Here is a 15,420-nt window from a genome sequence, read left to right as displayed (position 1 = left end):
CATAGCATCCTTGTTAGGATGATAAATGACGTAAAGATCGTCGTTTCGTCATGGTGTTAGGGTGAATAAAAATTAATAAATTAAATCTTGGAGGCTTTTCTCAGTAATGATAGGTGTTTTTCTATCGTGTTTGATTTTTGTGTAAAAATTTAATTTCGTGTAAATATTCGTTTCTATTAAAAGAGAAATCCTTTTTGGATTTTGGGGTATATCACTGTCGCGTTAATAGGTAGATCTTATCGTGGAACACTTTTCTCCTCCTCCCGCTAAAGTGATTAGCGCATTACTGCAACATCCCTATGTGATGTCTATCTATGCCAAGGATATGCTATATGCATTAAAGGCCGACGTTGCGGAATTGAATCCGGATAAAAACCGTATCGTGTTAGATGTGGAATACTCTGGCTCGGATATCGACAGATATCTTGCCGATGGTGGTTTGAATTTTGATCTGGAGGCGCTCAAGGGCACGGATAACATCGAACGAGAAACCTACAGTCTGTGTAATATTTCTACCCAATTATTCAAGACGGACAGTATGTTTTATCGTCTGGAATGTCGTTTGCCAGAATCTGTTTTTGTCACTGAGAACAGAGGGGCGATTCGTATTCCCTTTATTCTTGGCATGCAGGCTCGTGCTCGCATTGAAGTTTATCTACACACGCTGAATGTGCCCGGAACGCTACGTAATTTATCGACCGGTGGATGTCTGGTCGAAATCGATCTGGTTGAGAGTATTGCGATTGAAGTGGGCCAAGATATCCCCGGCATTACGCTTGAATTCCCTAACGGAGAAAGCTTTTATGCCGAGGGGAAAATCCGCCATATACGCCCCTTTGGAAATAATGGCTATGCGGCCGTCGGCATCCAATTTATCCATTTATCCTCATCCCAGTCTGAAGCCCTACTTCATTATACGAATGAGTCGGAAAGAGAGGCTGCATACCGAACCGGCATTACTGGCAGCATGGTGTATTCATCTCCATTGTTCATTCCGGGCACTAAGGAGAAAAATCTGTTGCTGCGAGAAAGTCAGGAACGAGAGAAACGTACCCGCCAGACGCCGATGGAACGCGGCGTCATGGAGGTTGCCCATCGGCTTCAGATTGGGCTGATGTACATCAAAACACGCAATCAACTGCCCGTTGAGATCTTTTATGACTGTGTCGATACCTTGCTGTATATGGTCAAAAAAGATCGAAAGGCTTTTCTGTATGCGCTGTCGTTCCTGCGCGATGAGGCGGACTGGGTCAGACATGCGGTGCAGGTCGCGGGGAAATTGGCCGACATGCTGTTAATTGCCGATCCACACGATCCTCATGTCCGCGAGGCGGTACTTGGGGCGTTGTTACACACCATGGGCAAGCCGCTGCTGGTCAACGCCCGTCTTCCGTCGCTGAAGGTCAATATGAATCCGGCGCAGAAAGCGATCCTTAGCGGCCATGTGGAAGTGCTGTGCGCGAAGTTACGTGAGCTAGGCTGGTCGATAACCCCCACCTGCCGCGATGTGATTGAGAATGCCAATGAGCGTTTGGATGGCACGGGTTATCCACAAGGTAAAAGCGGCGATCAGCTATCGGCGTTAGTTCGTCTGGTTTCTGTGATCAAGGCGATTAATAAGCTCAGGCATGCGCGTAATGGTATTTCTCCCCGCACGCCATTGGCCGCCTATCGCAACATCTATGAGGCTAACGCGGCCTATGATAAGGCCGTGCTGGTCAAATACGTGCAGATTTATGGCCTCTACCCCATCGGCAGTCTGGCGAAATATTCGGGAGGCTTCATCGGGTGGGTGATGGATATTGATAAAAAGGGTAAGCCTATCGTGGTGCATCTCATCAAGAACCTTCGTTTTCCTGATACCAATATCAGCAGTGTCGTTTCTAATGGCGACTTGCAGCAGGTCGGTCAGCTCGAAAACATCGTTCATCCTGACGATTTCGGCATGAAGGTCCTGAAAATTTAGCGAGTATCGTCTACATAGAGGGCTGCACGGCAGCCCTTCTTCCTCACGACATCCTACCGACATTTCTCCCGCAACAGGCATGAAGCGCACGTGCTATCAGGCATAACACTTTAAGCAATAAGGACTATCAGAAAAACCATTTAGTCATTTTGGTTATTTAATATTTCCATCATTTCTTTAATTGTTAAGATGCAGATCGTTACCCTTATCCTCCATCCATCTTTTTATTGCATGTTTTTGTATTAGCGTCGTTGGCTAACAGCACAGGCACAAGGAAACAGAAATCACAATGACTACTCCGGTTTCCCCCACTTCATTGCTTCCGCTGAGTGTGGAGCAATTAACGCGTTTACAGGCGGCAACCGGTGATTTCTCATCGACGCAGCTGGCCTGGCTATCCGGCTATTTCTGGGGTTTAGTACAGCAGCCAGGGAATGTGCAGCCGGGGGCGATCGCCGCCACGGCAACGACAGCATCCGCAGTCACGGTGCCAGTACAAACGATTACGCTGATTTCCGCCTCACAGACCGGCAATGCGCGTCGGGTGGCGGAACAGCTGCGTGACGATCTGCTGGCAGCCAAGCTGTCCGTCAATCTGGTCAATGCGGGTGATTACAAATTCAAGCAAATCGGGCAGGAAAAACTGCTGCTGATCGTGGCCTCGACGCAGGGGGAAGGGGAGCCGCCGGAAGAAGCCGTCGCGCTGCACAAGTTCCTGCTGTCCAAAAAAGCCCCGGAGATGAAAGACACCGCGTTTGCCGTGTTTGGTCTGGGTGATACCTCTTACGAATTCTTCAGCAAGGCGGGTAAGGATTTTGATAGCCGTCTGGCTGAGCTAGGCGCTGAACGCCTGCTGGATCGCGTGGATGCCGATGTCGATTATCAGGGGCTTGCCGAACAATGGCGACGCCAGCTGGTCGATATTTTGCAGGTACGGGTGCCGGTTCAGGGTGAAGCCGTCGCGCAGATTGCCGCTCAGGGCGCACTGGATGAAATTACCAGCAGCCCGTACAGCAAATCCTCACCGCTGCATGCTACGTTTGCCGTAAATCAGAAAGTGACCGGGCGTAACTCCGAAAAGGATGTTCGCCATATCGAGATCGATCTGGGCGATTCTGGTTTGCGTTACCAGCCGGGAGATGCGCTGGGCGTGTGGTTCGATAACGATCCTGCGCTGGTTCAGGAATTGCTGGAACTGCTGTGGTTGAAAGGCGATGAATCCGTCAGCGTTGACGGTAAGACGCTGCCATTATCGCAGGCGCTGAAAAGCCACTTTGAGCTGACGCAAAACACCGCACCGATTGTCGAGAAATATGCGGCACTGTCGCGTAATGAAACGCTGTTGTCGCTGTTGGCCGATAAGCCTGCTCTCCAGCAGTTCGCACAGCGCACACCGCTGGTCGATATGGTGCGACAAGCGCCGACTGAGCTGACGGCGGAGCAACTGCTGGGCCTGCTGCGCCCGCTGACGCCGCGCCTTTATTCTATTGCCTCCTCGCAGGCGGAAGCCGAAAGCGAAGTGCACATCACCGTTGGCGTGGTGCGCTACGAATATGAAGGCCGCGAGCGTGCCGGTGGTGCTTCCAGCTATCTGGCCGACAGGCTGAGTGAAGATGATGAAGTCCGTGTCTTCATCGAACATAACGATAACTTCCGTCTGCCAGCGAATTCCGACGCGCCGGTCATCATGATTGGGCCGGGCACCGGCATTGCGCCATTCCGCGCGTTTATGCAGCAGCGCGATGCCGATGGGGCTGAAGGGAAAAACTGGCTGTTCTTCGGTAACCCACACTTCACGGAAGATTTTCTGTATCAGGTTGAATGGCAGCGCTACGTAAAAGATGGCCTGCTGACCAACATCGATCTGGCCTGGTCACGCGATCAGGCGAACAAGGTTTATGTGCAGGACAAACTGCGGGAAAAAGGTGCGGAAGTCTGGCGCTGGATTCAGGATGGCGCGCACCTGTACGTGTGTGGTGATGCTAACCGTATGGCGAAAGACGTCGAACGGGCACTGCTGGAACTGATAGTTGAGCATGGCGGCATGGACAGTGAACAGGCCGATGAGTTTTTAAGCGATCTGCGCCTTGAGCGCCGTTATCAGCGAGATGTGTACTAATGAGTGAAAAATACGTTTTCAGTGAAAAACACCCCGGTCCCTTGGTGGTAGAAGGGAAACTCGCTGACGCAGAGCGCATGAAGACAGAAAGTAACTTTCTGCGCGGCACGATTGCTGAAGATCTGAATGATGGTCTGACCGGTGGTTTCAGGGGCGATAACTTTCTGCTGATCCGCTTCCACGGTATGTATCAGCAGGATGACCGCGATATTCGCGCCGAACGTGCCGAGCAGAAGCTGGAGCCGCGCCATGCGATGCTGCTGCGCTGCCGTCTGCCCGGTGGTGTGATGACGCCAGAGCAGTGGTTGCGGATCGACAAATTTGCGACTGAAAATACGATCTACGGCAGCATTCGTATCACCAACCGCCAGACGTTCCAGTATCACGGTATTCTCAAATCGAACGTGAAACCGGTACACCAGATGCTGAATAGCATCGGACTGGATGCGCTGGCGACGGCGAATGACATGAACCGTAACGTGCTGTGTACGTCTAACCCGATAGAATCCGAACTGCATCAGCAGGCGTATGAGTGGGCGAAAAAGATTTCTGAGCATCTGCTGCCGCGAACGCGTGCCTATGCCGAAATCTGGATGGATCAGGAAAAAGTGGCAACGACGGATGAAGAGCCGATTCTGGGCTCGACGTATCTGCCGCGTAAGTTCAAAACCACGGTGGTGATCCCGCCGCAGAATGATATCGATCTGCATGCGAACGATCTCAACTTCGTGGCGATTGCCGATAACGGCCGTCTGGTGGGCTTTAACGTGCTGGTGGGCGGTGGGCTCTCTATCGCGCACGGCGACAAAGAAACTTACCCGCGTACCGCCAGTGAACTGGGCTACATTTCCATTGAACATACGCTGGCAATCGCGGAAGCGGTGGTGACCACACAGCGCGATTGGGGTAACCGCACCAACCGTAAAAACGCGAAAACCAAATACACGCTGGAGCGCGTGGGTGTAGACAACTTCAAGCAGGAAGTGGAAGCGCGTGCCGGTGTGAAATTTGAAGCGGTGCGCCCTTATGAATTTACCGGACGTGGCGATCGTATCGGCTGGGTGAAAGGTATCGACAATAAATGGCATCTGACGCTGTTTATCGAAAATGGTCGTGTGCTGGATTATCCGGGTCGTCCACTGAAAACCGGGCTGGCGGAAATTGCCAAGATCCACAAAGGGGATTTCCGGTTAACGGCGAACCAGAATTTGATCATTGCGGGCGTTCCTGCGCGTAGCAAAGCGAAGATTGATGCGCTAGCGCGTGAGCATGGCCTGATTGATGACGGCGTCAGCGAGCAGCGCAAGAATTCGATGGCCTGCGTATCGTTCCCGACCTGTCCGCTGGCGATGGCGGAAGCCGAACGCTTCCTGCCGGAGTTCGTCACGAAAGTGGAAGGCATCATGCAGCAGCACGGCGTGGGCGATGAACACATCGTTCTGCGCGTGACGGGTTGCCCGAACGGCTGTGGCCGCGCAATGCTGGCGGAAATCGGTCTGGTGGGCAAAGCGATGGGGCGTTATAACGTGCACCTTGGCGGGAATCGCGAGGGGACACGCATTCCGCGTATGTATCGCGAAAACATTAATGAAACCGAAATCCTTGCGGAAATCGATCGGCTTATCGGGCTGTGGGCGCAAGATCGCCAGCGCAATGAAGGCTTCGGGGATTTTGTGATTCGTACCAACATCATTAAACCGGTGCTGGATCCCGCTCGCGATTTCTATGACTAACAGGAGAGTCTGATGGCCGAATTTAATCTTGAGGCGCTCAACGCGTTACCGAAAGCGGAACAGGCGGCAGAGTTGGCAGCGGTGAACAGCAAGCTTGAATCGCTGTCTGCGCAGGAAAGAGTGAGCTGGGCGCTGGAGAATCTGCCGGGCGACTATGTGTTGTCGTCCAGCTTCGGCATTCAGGCGGCGGTATCGCTGCATCTGGTGACGCAACAGCGCCCGGATATTCCAGTTATCCTCACGGATACGGGCTATCTGTTTCCTGAAACCTATCAGTTTATTGACGCACTGACGGAACAGTTGACGCTGAATCTGCAAGTGTATCGCGCTGCTGAATCCTCGGCCTGGCAAGAGGCGCGCTACGGCAAGCTGTGGGAGCAGGGTGTGGAAGGCATTGAGCGCTACAACCTGCTGAATAAAGTCGAGCCGATGAATCGGGCGCTGAGCGAGTTAAAGGCGAAAACATGGTTTGCTGGCCTGCGTCGTGAGCAGTCCGGTAGCCGGGGTGAATTACCGGTGCTGGCGATTCAGCGCGGCGTCTTCAAATTCCTGCCGATTATCGACTGGGACAACCGGACGGTGTACCACTATCTGAAAGAAAACGGCCTGAGCTACCACCCGCTGTGGGAGCAGGGCTATCTGTCAGTCGGCGATACGCACACCACCCGCAAATGGGAACCGGGTATGGCCGAAGAAGAAACCCGTTTCTTCGGCCTGAAACGCGAATGCGGACTGCACGAAGGGTAAAACGCCCCAACAACGTGCTTTAGACCGATCACAAACCCCATGTTCTGCATGGGTTTTTTTATTTTCGGCCACAGAGTGCGAACGCGATGTTTTACTTGTGATGTTTACTTCAGACAGGCCGCCAGCCACTTTGTAGCGCCATCTTCTGCTTTTTACCTCCCCTCTGTCCTGTCGCAATAAGCGAATTGTCGTCATAACACCGTCATCTTGCAAAGATAGGATTTGGTCAACATTTGATCGTTATTTAAACAAATTCGAGCGTGTTCAGTAGCGGACGCGACTTGGCGAACCCGCTGACTGAGGGAGTGCTGACATGAAGAGAACGAGCTTTATCGGTGCCGTGGTGCTGTTTGCTGTTTTCCTCTCTGGTGGCATCGCGCTTGCTCAGGAGGACACGCGTCCTGAGTTACGGATCGCGGTTCAGAAAAACCCAGAGACACAGGAACCGGTTGATGCTGCGTCCAATGTCGCTTTCCGCAACAATCCGTCGATCCACGAAACCTTACTCAAGCTCGATATTGATGGCGATTTCTCGGTACAGCCGAACCTTGCGACGGCGTGGAAATGGATCGACGATAAAACGCTCGAAGTGACGCTTCGCAAGGGCGTCATTTTTCATGATGGTCGCGAAATGACGGCGGAGGACGTCGCCTTTTCGTTCGGACCGGAGCGTTTGACCGATCCGAAAGCGCCCGGTTATCCCGCCTATCTGACAAATTTTAGCAGCCTTGATCATGTCGAGGTGGTGGATCTAAACACCGTCCGTTTCGTCACGAAGTTCAAAGATCCGATCTTGTTACAGCGACTGGCAAGCTATGCCGCGGTGGTGATCAGCAAAGATGCCTGGGTGAAGATGGGCGGTGACTGGGCTAAGTGGAAGCAGAAGCCGGTCGGCGCGGGTCCCTATAAGGTTCTGGAGTCGGTAGCCAATGACCATGTGACGCTGGTGGCGCACGATCGGTATTTTGGTGGCAAGCCGAATGCGAAGCGTGTCATCTTCAGAATGGTGCCGGAAGTCTCATCGCGTATCGCTGGCCTTATCGCGGGGGATTATGACATTGCCACCGATCTGCCGCCGGATCAGCTTGAGATGGTGAACCAGTCGGGTAACGCGAAGATTGTCGGCGGCCCTGTTCCGAACAACCGTATCCTGTTCTTCGACAAATATAACCCCGCACTCAAGGATCCGCGTGTTCGTCAGGCGCTTATCCTTGCAATTGACCGTCAGGCGATCGTCGATTCTATCTGGAACGGACGAACCGTGGTGCCGAATGGCGAGCAGTTCAAAGTTTTCGGCCCTATCTACATGAAGGATCGCCCAAAATACGAATATAACCCTGACAAAGCGCGGCAGCTCTTGAAGGAAGCGGGCTATCACGGTGAACCGATCGCGCTCCGCTCACAAAACAATTACTACACGGCGGAAAACTCGGTGAGTGAAGGCGTGGTGGCGATGTGGCAGGCGGTGGGCGTCAACGCCCGGATGGAGTTTGTTGAGTCCGGCAAGCTGTTTGAAAATACCTCAAGTCGGGCGGTGGGTAACTGGTCCAGCACCGCCGCGATTCCCGATCCTTACGTTTCCGTCTATGCGATGGGGTTCGCAAAGACCGCAGCGCTGGGCACGCAGAAAATCTGGGTTAATGATGAATTTGACCAGCTCGGCGCCAAGCTTGAACCGACGGTTGCCCCAGCGGATCGCGCCAGGATCTTCTCCGAGATGTTGGACATTATTGAATGGAAGGATCCGGGGATCACTGTGCTTTACCAGAACGCCGTCTTCTACGGGGTTTCCAACAAGGTGAAGTGGAAGCCGAAGCCGGTTTTCGCGATGGACCTTGGACCACAAAACCTCTCCTTTGTTAATGCTGCCAAGTGAGGGTGTCATCATGACTGAATCCATTCTTTCCGTTCAAAATCTGAGTATTGCCTTTCTCGCGGGGAAGGCCAGAACCATATCGGTGAAGTCGATATCCTTTGAGGTCGGTGAAGGTGAAATTCTGGGGATTGTGGGTGAGAGCGGATCTGGAAAATCGCTTTCATGCCTCGCGGTAGCTGGTCTTTTGCCCGCGACTGCGCTTGTTTCTGGTTCGGTTACGATTGGCAGCCAAACGTTCGCCGCTTCCGAACTGCATAATGCGCTAGTGGCGAAAAAGCTCCCGCCGATCGGCATGATCTTTCAGGAACCGATATCCTGCCTTAATCCGGTACGTACCGTTGGCGAACAAATCGCTGAGGCTGCGCGAAGTGCCGGGCATTCAGTGGCGGAATCCCGCGAGATTGCGCTACAGATGCTGAAAGACGTCGCTATCGACCAGCCAGAGAAGCGCTACCATGACTATCCTTCGCAATTTTCTGGCGGTATGTGCCAGCGTGTGATGATCGCGATGGCACTTGCTCTGGAGCCGCAGCTCGTCATCGCAGACGAACCGACGACGGCGCTGGATGTGACCGTCCAGCAGCAGGTCGTGTCGCTGCTTGTCTCGCTGGTGCGTCGCCGCGGCATTGCCATGATCTTCATCAGCCACGATCTCGACCTGGTCGCGGAGGTCTGCGATCGGATTGCCATTATTTACGGCGGCGAGATCGTGGAGATCGATACGACTGAAAATATCTACGAGCGATCGAGCCATCCCTACGCTCAACTGCTGCTGGACGCGATGCCGGGAAGCGGTGAGCCTTTAAGCCGATTGGTGGAGATCCCCCAACATTGGCAGCGTGATACGGCGACCTCATTACTCTCTGTGGGGAGCGTGTCATGAGTGTGAACGCGATGGACAGAATGCCCATTCTCGACGCCCGCGATCTGGATTTCACCTATCACGCTGGATTTTCGCTGCTGACAAACCGTCGGGCTGGCAAGCAGGCGGTACGCGGCGTGTCTTTATCGCTTGAGCAAGGTGAAACGCTCGGTCTGGTTGGTGAATCCGGGTCTGGGAAATCGACCCTTGCCGCGCTACTTTGCGGTGATCGCCAGCCTGATAGCGGAACATTGTCACTCTTTGGCGAGCCATTTTCCCACTATCTCAAACCGAACCGTCGGCGTTTGGCGCGTGTGCTTCAGGTCGTGGCGCAGGATACGCTCGGTGCCTTTGATCCACGCCACACCATTGGTCGGCAGATTGCGGAAGTGCTCTTGATCCACGCTATCGGGTACAAGAATGAGTGGCGCGATAGGGCTAAGGAAGCACTTAGCGCTGTCGCTCTCCCCATCACCATGCTGGATCGCTATCCGCATCAGATGTCAGGCGGGCAGCGGCAACGCGCCGCTATCGCTCGGGCGCTGGTCGCTGAGCCAAAGGTTCTGCTGTGCGATGAACCTGTCTCGGCGCTGGATGTGTCGGTTCAGGCACAGGTGCTCAATCTCTTGCTCGATCTTCAAGAGAAGCGCGGTCTTTCGATCCTGTTGATCAGTCACGATGTGCGTGTTGTACGCCACGTGTCGCATCGGGTCGCCGTGATGCAGGACGGCGGCGTGGTGGAGAGCGGACCAACGTCAAGTGTGTTTGCCGAGCCTTCCCATCCTTACACCGTAAAACTGCTGGCTGCCGTGCCGAAAGGAAGGCGTCGGCCGATTGCTGCGGATGCTGCGCACCGCCGCCCCATTTTGGCGGAGAGAGCGGCATGCTGAACACCCTGTTTGGCTCAGCGCTGCGTGCAGTAGTGACGGTGTTCCTTGCTGTCACCTTTACTTTCGTCATGCTGCGCATCAGCGGTGACCCGATGACGTCGCTCCTGGGTGTCGAAACGCCGCCGCAGGTTATTGACATACTCCGCCAGCAGTGGGGGTTGGATCGCCCTGTGAGCGAACAGTATTTCACCTATCTCGGGCGCATAGTGACGGGGGATTTTGGTACATCGCTGCGAAGCGGTCAGGATGCGCTTGCCATGATCATGGAAAAGATCCCCGCAACGCTGCGGCTGATGGCGGCTTCGCTTGTACTGGCGCTTGCGGTGGGGATTCCGCTGGGTGTCGTCGCGGCGCACTATCGCGGTGGGGTGATTGACCGCGCAGTAATCGGCCTCGCCGTGCTGACGCATTCAATTCCCACTTTCCTGACCGGCATTCTCCTGATCCAGCTTTTCGCCGTACAGTTGCGGATCCTGCCATCGGGGGGAGGCGCGACGCTTGCCCACATGGTAATGCCTGCCTTGGCTATCGGGCTTTACAATGCCGGTGTTATCGCGAGATTCGTTCGCTCAAGCGTGCTTGAAGTCATCGGGCAGCGTTATATCCTTGCCGCTCGGGCGAAGCGTGTCTCCGAGTGGGGGCTGATCGTCAGGCACGTGATGCCGAACGCGGCACTGCCTTTGCTGACACTGTTCGGGTTCTTGCTCGGCGGAATGATTGGCGGCTCCGCCGTGATTGAAGCGGTATTCGCCTGGCCCGGCGTGGGCCTGCTGCTCATCAATTCTGTTGCTGCCCGCGATGTGGCGGTGGTTCAGGCGATTGTCATTCTCATCACGGTAGCGATGGTCAGTGCCAACCTGTTCGTTGATTTCCTGCATGTGATGATCGATCCCCGCCTGCGCCACTCACAGCGGTCTCGGGGGCGTGTGTCATGACAGATACGCCCTCTGCGTCAAAGATGCCTTCTGGCTTATTTGCCCGGTTTCCCCACGCTAATCCGCTGTTGCTCGTGTGTATTGGGATCATTGTGATGGCCGTTGTGCTCGCTGTCTTTGCTGACACGCTTTCGCCCTATGGCTTTGCGCAGATAGATCTGAGAGCGCGAAATATGCCGCCGTTCCACCTTGGAACCGGCTCTCGGCACTGGCTTGGCACCGACGAGATGGGACGCGACATCTTAAGCCGCGTCTTCTATGCGCTGCGTATGAGTCTCTTTATCTCCCTTGGCGCATCGATCATCAGCCTGATCATCGGGACGTCGCTTGGCCTGATCGCAAGCTTCCGTCGCGGTTTAGCGGATGCCATCATTCGGGTGGCGATTGATTTTCAGGCATCGATGCCGTTTATCATCATTACGCTCACGGTGCTGGCTTTTCTCGGAAACAGCCTCACGCTTTTCATCTGCCTGCTGGGGCTGTTTGGCTGGGAGCGTTTTGCTCGCCTGACGCGCACGATGGCCAGTCTTGAACTGGAGAAGCCGTATATCGCCGCCTTGTTTCGCAATGGTGCGGGTGGCTTTCGTATCGCGATCGTCCACGTTTTTCCCAATATCTTTGCCGTCGTGCTGGTCACCTTCACGGTGGTGATGCCTGAAATCCTCATTTTGGAGTCGTCGCTGAGCTTCCTTGGCCTCGGAGTGCAACCGCCACAGGTCAGTCTGGGATCGTTGGTGGGGGCGGGGCGCGACTACATCATGACCGCATGGTGGATATCCATCGTGCCGGGCATGGTCATCTTCATACTGTCGCTCACTATCAGCCTCATTGGCGATCGGTTACGTGATCTTTCCGATCCGACACTGAAATGAGGAACCTTGGTTAAACGCAATAAGGTTAAACGCAATAAAACGAGGAGAATGACAATGAATCCACTACGAATGACGCCTGCGACAATACGCCTTGGAGGTCATCGAGGCCACAGTGCTGGCGCACCAGAAAACACCCTTGCTGCGTTTAACAAGGCGTTTGAACATGCGGGTTTCGGCGTTACCTGCGAAACCGATCTAAGAATCACGCGTGATGGTGAATTAGTCCTGATTCACGACGAGACGGTTAACCGCACCACCAACGGGCGAGGCCTCGTGCAAGGCATGACCTATTCTGAGCTTGCCAAACTTGATGCTGGGCAGTGGTTCAGTCAGGAATTCGCAGGGGAACGCATCCCGCTGCTCAGGGATGCCCTACTGTTTGCCCGCCAGCTCGGCATCATCTATCAGCTTGAATTCAAAGTGTATGATTGCAATGAGATACTCTTCCCGAAGCTGAGGAAGCTCATCGATGAACTGGATTGTGCCGATCTGCTGCAATTCGCTTCGTTTGACTATGTTCAACTGAGAGCGGTAAAAGCGGCGATACCTGACGTGCCAACCGTTGGCCTGATGCACTCGCGTTTGATTGACCCAGCGGCGCTTGCCCGTCAGGCCAATCTTGATGCGATGAGCATTGAGATCGACCGCTTTGCCCGTGGAGAAGCGCGCCAGCTGCATGATGAGGGATTTGCGGCCTTCCTCTATTTGCCCGGCTCATACCATCAAGATCTTCAGGACCACGCGGTGGATATCGAAGTCCAGATCGTGCAGTGGATTCGTGAAGGCCAGTTGGATCAACTGCTCGGTGACGATGTTGCACAAGTGGTCAGGATCAAGAATCAAGCCTGTAGCTGAACGCCGATGGCGCAATCAAATGGATGCCCGATTGCGTCAGGCGTCCTGCTGGCGGTTGTAAACGTGTTGTTATTCCATTACGGAACTTGTCATTCCAATTCGGCATTTCATAAGTGTTCTGTCCTCACCGTATAGTCGCATTATCTATTTTTTTGCTTAGTTAAGGCGACTGTGAACTATCTCCCTTTATTTGCCGATCTTCGTCAGCGCCCAGTACTGGTTGTTGGCGGCGGCGAGGTTGCTACGCGCAAAATCGATCTGCTGCAACGCGCGGGTGCGGAGGTAAAAATTGTCGCGCAGGCGCTGGCGGAACCGTTGGCGGCGCAGCATCAGGCCGGGCAGGTTGAGTGGCTGGCACACTCTTTTACACCGGAACTGTTATCCGGCGTGTTTCTGGTGATTGCCGCTACGGATGACGCCGAGCTGAATGCCGCGGTATTTGAGGCCGCGAATCAGCGTCATTTGCTGGTGAACGTGGTGGACGATCAGCCAAAGTGCTCGTTTATTTTCCCCTCGATTGTCGATCGCTCTCCGCTGGTGGTGGCTATTTCCTCGGGTGGACAAGCGCCGGTGCTGGCGCGTCTGCTGCGTGAAAAGCTGGAATCCTTACTGCCCGCCAGTTTGGGCACGATGGCGGACATCGCCGGAAGCTGGCGCGACAGAATTAAAACCCGACTGCATTCGATGCCGGCACGCCGTCGCTTTTGGGAACGGCTGTTTGTCGGACGCTTTGCGTCGCTGGTGTCCGCTGGGCAACTGGCGCAGGCCGAAGACGAACTGCAACAGCAGTTGGCGCTTCAGCAAGAGGAACAGCAGCAGCCAGCGGCCGCACGCGGTGAAGTCGCACTGGTTGGCGCAGGCCCCGGTGATGCCGGACTGCTGACGCTGCGCGGATTGCAGGTGATGCAGCAGGCGGACGTGGTGCTATATGACCATTTGGTCAGCGCCGACGTGTTGGATCTGGTGCGCCGCGATGCTGAACGCATCTGCGTGGGGAAACGCGCCAGCGCGCATTCGTTGCCACAGGATGAGATTAATCAGCTACTGGTCAAGCTGGCGCAGGAAGGAAAACGGGTAGTGCGCCTGAAAGGCGGCGATCCCTTCATTTTTGGCCGCGGCGGCGAAGAGCTGCAAGCGGTGGCGCAGGCCGGCATCACGTTTCAGGTGGTGCCCGGCGTGACGGCTGCGGCAGGCGTCACGGCGTATGCGGGGATTCCGTTGACGCACCGTGACTACGCGCAGAGCGTACTTTTTATTACCGGACATTGTCGCCCGGATGGCGACGAGTTGGACTGGTCAACACTGGCGCGTGGCCGTCAGACGCTGGCGATTTACATGGGAACGATGAAGGCCGCCGAGATTTCGCAGCAGCTGATCGCGCATGGTCGTTCATCGCAGACGCCCGTTGCCGTGATCAGTCGCGGCACCCGACACGATCAGCAGGTGCAAATTGGCACGCTGCAACAGTTAGAACATTTGGCACGGCAAGCGCCGACACCAGCACTACTGGTGATTGGCGAGGTGGTGGATCTGCACCATCAGATTGCCTGGTTTGGTCAGACAACGCCGACGGTGCCGCAAGACAGCCGCCCAGCGGTAGTAAACTTGGCTTAAGGAAAGGGTATGGACGAGAAACGACTCACGCATTTACGGCAGCTTGAAGCCGAAAGCATTCACATCATCCGCGAAGTGGCGGCCGAGTTCAGTAACCCGGTGATGATGTATTCCATCGGCAAAGACTCTTCGGTGATGCTGCATCTGGCGCGCAAGGCGTTCTATCCGGGATCGCTGCCTTTCCCGCTGCTGCACGTTGATACTGGCTGGAAATTTCGTGAAATGTACGAATTCCGCGACAAGACGGCAAAGGCCTACGGCTGTGAACTGCTGGTGCACCGCAACCCGCAGGGTGAAGCGCTGGGGATTAACCCCTTTGTGCACGGCAGCGCCAAACACACCGACATCATGAAAACGGAAGGGCTGAAGCAGGCGCTGGATAAATACGGTTTTGATGCCGCGTTTGGCGGGGCGCGCCGCGATGAAGAGAAATCGCGTGCCAAAGAGCGTATTTACTCCTTCCGCGACCGTTTCCACCGCTGGGATCCGAAGAACCAGCGTCCGGAGCTGTGGCATAACTACAACGGCCAGATTAACAAAGGTGAGAGCATCCGTGTTTTCCCGCTCTCCAACTGGACCGAACTGGATATCTGGCAATACATCTATCTGGAAAATATCGATATTGTTCCGCTGTATCTGGCCGCGCCGCGTCCAGTGGTGGAGCGCGACGGTATGCTGCTGATGGTGGATGACGATCGTATCGATCTGCAACCTGGTGAAGTGATCGAACAACGCATGGTGCGCTTCCGCACGCTGGGCTGCTGGCCGCTGACGGGCGCGGTGGCATCGCATGCGCAGACGCTGCCGGAAATCATCGAAGAGATGCTGGTTTCCACCACCAGTGAGCGTCAGGGAAGGGTAATTGACCGCGATCAGGCCGGTTCAATGGAGCTGAAAAAGCGTCAAGGGTATTTCTGAGGAATCGTCGAATGAGCCAAATTTCTTTAAAAG

Annotated in this window: 12 protein-coding genes; all 12 read left to right on the top strand. The window is 54.8% G+C overall.

What is annotated here, in order from left to right; genetic code table 11:
* Window positions 1–241: 241 nt before the first annotated feature.
* The 12 genes from BJJ97_RS00580 to cysD all read left to right on the top strand — a co-directional run bounded on the left by BJJ97_RS00580 (window position 242) and on the right by cysD (window position 15,387).
* Complete coding sequence (locus tag BJJ97_RS00580; RefSeq protein ID WP_095992769.1) at window positions 242–1,966, top strand: PilZ domain-containing protein; 1,725 nt, start codon at window positions 242–244, stop codon at window positions 1,964–1,966.
* Between the two features lie 289 nt (window positions 1,967–2,255).
* Window positions 2,256–4,085 (top strand): NADPH-dependent assimilatory sulfite reductase flavoprotein subunit, encoded by a 1,830-nt coding sequence (cysJ, locus tag BJJ97_RS00575; RefSeq protein ID WP_095992768.1) that lies wholly within the window; start codon window positions 2,256–2,258, stop codon window positions 4,083–4,085.
* Window positions 4,085–5,818: an assimilatory sulfite reductase (NADPH) hemoprotein subunit gene (gene cysI, locus BJJ97_RS00570; RefSeq protein ID WP_095992767.1), complete on the top strand. Its 1,734-nt coding sequence runs from the start codon at window positions 4,085–4,087 to the stop codon at window positions 5,816–5,818. The genes cysJ and cysI overlap by 1 nt, the downstream gene beginning before the upstream one ends.
* Window positions 5,819–5,830: 12 nt before the next feature.
* Window positions 5,831–6,565, top strand: coding sequence for a phosphoadenylyl-sulfate reductase (locus BJJ97_RS00565; RefSeq protein WP_095992766.1), 735 nt, complete (start codon window positions 5,831–5,833; stop codon window positions 6,563–6,565).
* A gap of 313 nt (window positions 6,566–6,878) precedes the next feature.
* Window positions 6,879–8,441, top strand: a complete 1,563-nt coding sequence (locus tag BJJ97_RS00560; protein WP_095992765.1) for an ABC transporter substrate-binding protein — start codon at window positions 6,879–6,881, stop codon at window positions 8,439–8,441.
* Between the two features lie 10 nt (window positions 8,442–8,451).
* Entirely contained in the window at window positions 8,452–9,324 is an 873-nt protein-coding gene (locus BJJ97_RS00555) for an ABC transporter ATP-binding protein (RefSeq protein ID WP_095992764.1), read from the top strand.
* Window positions 9,321–10,193, top strand: a complete 873-nt coding sequence (locus BJJ97_RS00550) for an ABC transporter ATP-binding protein (RefSeq protein ID WP_095992763.1) — start codon at window positions 9,321–9,323, stop codon at window positions 10,191–10,193. The genes BJJ97_RS00555 and BJJ97_RS00550 overlap by 4 nt, the downstream gene beginning before the upstream one ends.
* Entirely contained in the window at window positions 10,187–11,128 is a 942-nt protein-coding gene (locus BJJ97_RS00545; RefSeq protein ID WP_095992762.1) for an ABC transporter permease, read from the top strand. Before BJJ97_RS00550 ends, BJJ97_RS00545 begins: the two co-directional genes overlap by 7 nt.
* On the top strand, window positions 11,125–12,000 hold the full coding sequence (locus tag BJJ97_RS00540) for an ABC transporter permease (protein ID WP_095992761.1): 876 nt from the start codon (window positions 11,125–11,127) through the stop codon (window positions 11,998–12,000). Before BJJ97_RS00545 ends, BJJ97_RS00540 begins: the two co-directional genes overlap by 4 nt.
* Before the next feature lie 54 nt (window positions 12,001–12,054).
* Window positions 12,055–12,855, top strand: coding sequence for a glycerophosphodiester phosphodiesterase (locus BJJ97_RS00535; protein WP_095992760.1), 801 nt, complete (start codon window positions 12,055–12,057; stop codon window positions 12,853–12,855).
* Window positions 12,856–13,026: 171 nt separating this feature from the next.
* Window positions 13,027–14,469, top strand: coding sequence for a siroheme synthase CysG (gene cysG / locus BJJ97_RS00530; protein WP_095700433.1), 1,443 nt, complete (start codon window positions 13,027–13,029; stop codon window positions 14,467–14,469).
* A 9-nt stretch (window positions 14,470–14,478) separates the two neighbouring features.
* The gene (gene cysD, locus BJJ97_RS00525) at window positions 14,479–15,387 is read left to right on the top strand and encodes a sulfate adenylyltransferase subunit CysD (protein WP_039484862.1); all 909 of its coding nucleotides are present in this window, start codon (window positions 14,479–14,481) and stop codon (window positions 15,385–15,387) included.
* The last annotated feature ends 33 nt before the right edge of the window (window positions 15,388–15,420 follow it).

The sequence above is a fragment of the Pectobacterium polaris genome (assembly GCF_002307355.1).
Classification (GTDB): Bacteria; Pseudomonadota; Gammaproteobacteria; order Enterobacterales; family Enterobacteriaceae; genus Pectobacterium; species Pectobacterium polare.
Note: the sequence above shows the minus strand (reverse complement) of the source record. Positions and strands in the feature narration are given on the sequence as shown.

Bases quoted from the DNA above. Each gene is read 5' to 3' on its own strand.
- BJJ97_RS00560 (WP_095992765.1), top strand. From the start codon at position 6,879: ATGAAGAGAACGAGCTTTATCGGTGCCGTGGTGCTGTTTGCTGTTTTC.
- BJJ97_RS00550 (WP_095992763.1), top strand. From the start codon at position 9,321: ATGAGTGTGAACGCGATGGACAGAATGCCCATTCTCGACGCCCGCGAT.
- BJJ97_RS00555 (WP_095992764.1), top strand. From the start codon at position 8,452: ATGACTGAATCCATTCTTTCCGTTCAAAATCTGAGTATTGCCTTTCTC.
- BJJ97_RS00535 (WP_095992760.1), top strand. From the start codon at position 12,055: ATGAATCCACTACGAATGACGCCTGCGACAATACGCCTTGGAGGTCAT.
- BJJ97_RS00565 (WP_095992766.1), top strand. From the start codon at position 5,831: ATGGCCGAATTTAATCTTGAGGCGCTCAACGCGTTACCGAAAGCGGAA.
- BJJ97_RS00545 (WP_095992762.1), top strand. From the start codon at position 10,187: ATGCTGAACACCCTGTTTGGCTCAGCGCTGCGTGCAGTAGTGACGGTG.
- cysJ (WP_095992768.1), top strand. From the start codon at position 2,256: ATGACTACTCCGGTTTCCCCCACTTCATTGCTTCCGCTGAGTGTGGAG.
- cysI (WP_095992767.1), top strand. From the start codon at position 4,085: ATGAGTGAAAAATACGTTTTCAGTGAAAAACACCCCGGTCCCTTGGTG.
- cysD (WP_039484862.1), top strand. From the start codon at position 14,479: ATGGACGAGAAACGACTCACGCATTTACGGCAGCTTGAAGCCGAAAGC.
- BJJ97_RS00540 (WP_095992761.1), top strand. From the start codon at position 11,125: ATGACAGATACGCCCTCTGCGTCAAAGATGCCTTCTGGCTTATTTGCC.